Genomic DNA, 3,387 nt, shown 5'->3' on the forward strand with positions numbered 1-3,387 from the left:
CGGTGGTGCACGCGGCCCCGCGGGGTGCGCGGGCGCCGGGAAGGTGTGGGCGGGAGGCGTGCCCTACCCGCCCCCGGTGTGGTGGGGCGGGGTGGGCGGTCCCGGTGCCGCGGGCCCCTGGTCGGGGGTGGCCCGAAGGGCCCGCGGCGGCGGGGCTCAGCCCAGTACGGCCAGCGCGTCGATCTCGATGAGCAGCCCGGCGGGCAGGCCCACGTAGACCGTCGTACGGGCCGCCGGGACCTCCTTCAGGTCGGCGAAGTACTCGTTGTAGATCGCGTTCATCTCGGCGAAGTGGTCGACGTCGGTGAGGTAGACGCGCAGCATCAGCACGTCCTCCCAGCTCGCGCCGCCCTCCTCCAGGATCGCCTTGACGTTGGCGAAGGTCTGCAAGGTCTGCTCGCGCAGCGTCGGCCCGGCCGGCGTCGGGGCCTGGCCTTCGACTGCGGGCAGGAACCCGACCTGGCCGGCGACCTGGAGGATGTTGCCCTTCCGCACGCCGTGCGAGAACTTCGCCGGCGGCGCGGTGTGGGTGGCGGGCGTGATGGCCGTCTTCTGGAGCTTGTCGCTCATGCGGGGACTTCCTCTGCTTTCACTCTGGTGCACGGACGGGTCACACCGCCCCGGCTGGTCCGGCCGGTTCGGCTGACTCGCTTCATTTCATCTGGATCGGCCGGGGCCCGTACGCATGCGCGCGAGGACACGGGCACGGACGCCGGTACGCGCGCGAGCGCGGGCGCGGGCGTTCGGTAACGGGGAGCCGTAGCCGGTGGAGCCGTGGACGAGGGTCATTGGTGCCGTCCCGAATACTCGCGGGTGATCGCGTCGGCGGTGTGCCGGACCAGCGGAAGCAGGGTCAGCAACTCTTCGGCGGTGACCACCACGTTGGGGGCCGAGACCGAGCACGCGGCGACCACCCGGCCGTCGGCGCCACGGATCGGCGCGCCCACGCAGTTGATGGACTCCTCGTGTCCGCCCAGGTCACTGGCCCAGCCCTGGTCGCGCACCTTGACGAGTTCGGCCAGGAAGGCGGCCGGGCCCGGCGTCGAACGGGAGGTGTAGAGCGGGTATTCGAGCCGTTCGGCGATGGCCCGCCGCTCCGGTTCGGGCAGGTCGGCGAGGAGGAGCTTGGCGACGGCGGCCACGGTGATGGCGACCGGCTTGCCGATCCGCGAGTACATCCGGACCGGGTAGCGGCTCTCCACCTTGTCGATGTAGAGCACCTCGTTCTCCTCGTACACCGCGAGGTGCACCGTGTGCCCGCACTTCTCGTTGAGGGCCACCAGGTGGGGGTGGGCGATCTCGCGCACGTCCAGGTTCTCGACGGCCTCCTGGGCGAGCGCGAACAGCCGGGCGCCCAGCCGGTAGCGCTGGTCCTGCTGGCGGTAGACCATGCCGTGCTCGTGCAGCGTGCGCAGCAGCCGCAGGGCCGTTGACTTGTGGACGCCGAGCCGCGTCGCGACCTGCTCCAGGTTGGCCGGGCCCGCCGCGAGCAACGGCAGGATGCTGAGCGCACGGTCAACGGTCTGACTCATCGGTTACGTACCTCCGGGTTAGGTACCCCTACGGTAGGTACCTCCGGAGCGGGGGCCTCTCCCCCGTCGGCGCGCGCGCTGCCGTGAGCCGCCGCGTCCGCGCCGTCGTGCGCCGTTGCGCTCGTACGCGCGGGGTCTGCCGCAGCCGTCCACCCCGCCGCGAGCCGCAACGCGCCCCACGCTTCCGGGTCGAGGGCGGCCAACCGGTCGGCGTGCTCCCGGGTGGGCGGCGAGGCCAGGTCGCCGGGGACGGTGAGGGCCGCGGCGGCCAGCAGGTGGCCGTGCCGGATGCGGGCGAAGACCGGCAGCCCGCGCAGGGTGGCCGAGAGGAATCCGGCGGCGAACGCGTCGCCCGCGCCCACCGGGGCGACCACGGCCACGCGCAGCGCGGGCGCGTACGTCCCGGTGTCACCGGGGGCGGGCCCGGCGGCGGGCGCGCCGGCAACGGAACTGGGGGCGGCGGGCCCCGCGGCGCCGTCCTCGCGCGCGTACACCGTCACCCCCTCCGCACCGTGCTTGACGACCAGGACGGCGGGTTCGGGCAGGGCGGCGCGGATGGCGGCGGGGCCGCGCAGGCCCCAGGCCGCCTCCGCCTCGTCCTCGCCGACGAAGACCAGGTCGCAGCCGCGGGCGAGGTCGGCGAGCAGTGCGGGGCCCGGGGCACCGGCCGGGGCGGCTGCGGCCCGCGCCCGCCACAGCCCGACCCGGTAGTTGACGTCGAAGGAGATCCGCGGACGGCCGGGGGCCGGCGTGGTGAGTTCGCGCAGCAGGGCCAGGCAGTCGTCGGACAGCACCGCGGTGATGCCGGACAGGTGCAGCACCCGGCCGCCCCACAGCGCCGCGCGGTCGAAGCCGCCGGGCGGCATCGCGGCGGCGGCCGAACCCGCGCGGTAGTAGACGACCTCGGAGCCGCCGGCGGGCGCGGCGGCCTCGACCGACCGCTCCCCCGCCGTGCGGAAGTAGATGCCGGTGGGCCGGTACGGGTCGCGCTGGACCGCCGCGGTGTCCACGCCGGTGCCGGCGATGGCCGCCACCAGGTGGTCGCCGAAGCCGTCGGCGCCGACCCGGCTCACCCAGCGCGCCGCATGGCCGGAACGCGCCAGGGTGCAGGCCACATTGGACTCGGCCCCGCCGATTCCGCGGTCGAAGCCGGGCACGTCGGCGAGTCGGCCCGGTTGCCGGGGAACGAACGTGACCATGGACTCGCCGAGGCACACGACATCGACGTCCGGGCTGCTCGCGGCTGCGGTCACGATGGCTTTTGCTCCTATCGCACGGTCTGCGGTCTCCGGCCGGGCCCCCGCCCGCCCCGCCGTACCCGCCGTTCCCGTCCCAGGGGCGCCGGTCGGGCGCCTGGGGGCGGTACGGGCCGGTACGGCCGGTGTGGCTGGTGTGACAGATGGGGCCTGGCGTTTCGGTGGGCGGTTCGCACCGTTGACCCGGCGCTTGCCGGGATGTTAGACAGCAGTAAGCGATATACGCAATGGATGTTGCAGTATATGCAACACAATCTTTGGGGGGCTCGATGGCCACCGAGAACAGCAGGGGCGTGGACCCGGTCGCCGCGCCGACGACGCGCCCCGCCGGGACGCACCCCGAGACCGCCGGCGCCGCGGCCCGCCACCAACCGGCACCGGCACCGGCACCGGCACCCAAGGCGGGCCAGACCGCGGGGCCGCCCGCCGGCCAGGACCACGACGGCGCGGCCCCCGACCGGCACGCGGCCGACGACCACGCCGGGCCCACCGCCGCCCCGTCCGGGCACCCGACCGCGGCGCCCCCCCCCCCGGCCCCCGCCCCCCCCCCCCCCCCCCCCCCCCCCCCCCCCCCCCGCGCGGGCCCCCCCCCCCCCCCC

3 protein-coding genes and 1 pseudogene are annotated in these 3,387 nt (G+C 75.3%); 1 reads left to right on the top strand and 3 read right to left on the bottom strand.

The window, feature by feature from the left end:
- Nucleotides 1-156: 156 nt before the first annotated feature.
- The 3 genes from AAHZ94_RS31020 to AAHZ94_RS31030 form a co-directional block, all read right to left on the bottom strand.
- Nucleotides 157-570 (bottom strand): RidA family protein, encoded by a 414-nt coding sequence (locus tag AAHZ94_RS31020; RefSeq protein WP_349997048.1) that lies wholly within the window; start codon nt 568-570, stop codon nt 157-159.
- Nucleotides 571-785: 215 nt separating this feature from the next.
- Nucleotides 786-1,532: an IclR family transcriptional regulator gene (locus AAHZ94_RS31025; RefSeq protein ID WP_349997049.1), complete on the bottom strand. Its 747-nt coding sequence runs from the start codon at nt 1,530-1,532 to the stop codon at nt 786-788.
- The gene (locus AAHZ94_RS31030; RefSeq protein WP_349997050.1) at nt 1,529-2,788 is read right to left on the bottom strand and encodes a sugar kinase; all 1,260 of its coding nucleotides are present in this window, start codon (nt 2,786-2,788) and stop codon (nt 1,529-1,531) included. Before AAHZ94_RS31030 ends, AAHZ94_RS31025 begins: the two co-directional genes overlap by 4 nt.
- A 269-nt stretch (nt 2,789-3,057) precedes the next feature.
- Here AAHZ94_RS31030 and AAHZ94_RS31035 point away from each other — a divergent pair.
- A pseudogene (locus tag AAHZ94_RS31035) lies at nt 3,058-3,387 on the top strand (TerD family protein); the annotation flags it as partial.

The organism is Streptomyces sp. HSW2009 (assembly GCF_040240285.1).
Lineage (GTDB): Bacteria > Actinomycetota > Actinomycetes > Streptomycetales > Streptomycetaceae > Streptomyces.

What these genes read in the sequence shown, in the direction of transcription:
- AAHZ94_RS31020 (WP_349997048.1), bottom strand. Translation starts at nt 570, where the DNA reads ATGAGCGACAAGCTCCAGAAGACGGCCATCACGCCCGCCACCCACACC.
- AAHZ94_RS31025 (WP_349997049.1), bottom strand. Translation starts at nt 1,532, where the DNA reads ATGAGTCAGACCGTTGACCGTGCGCTCAGCATCCTGCCGTTGCTCGCG.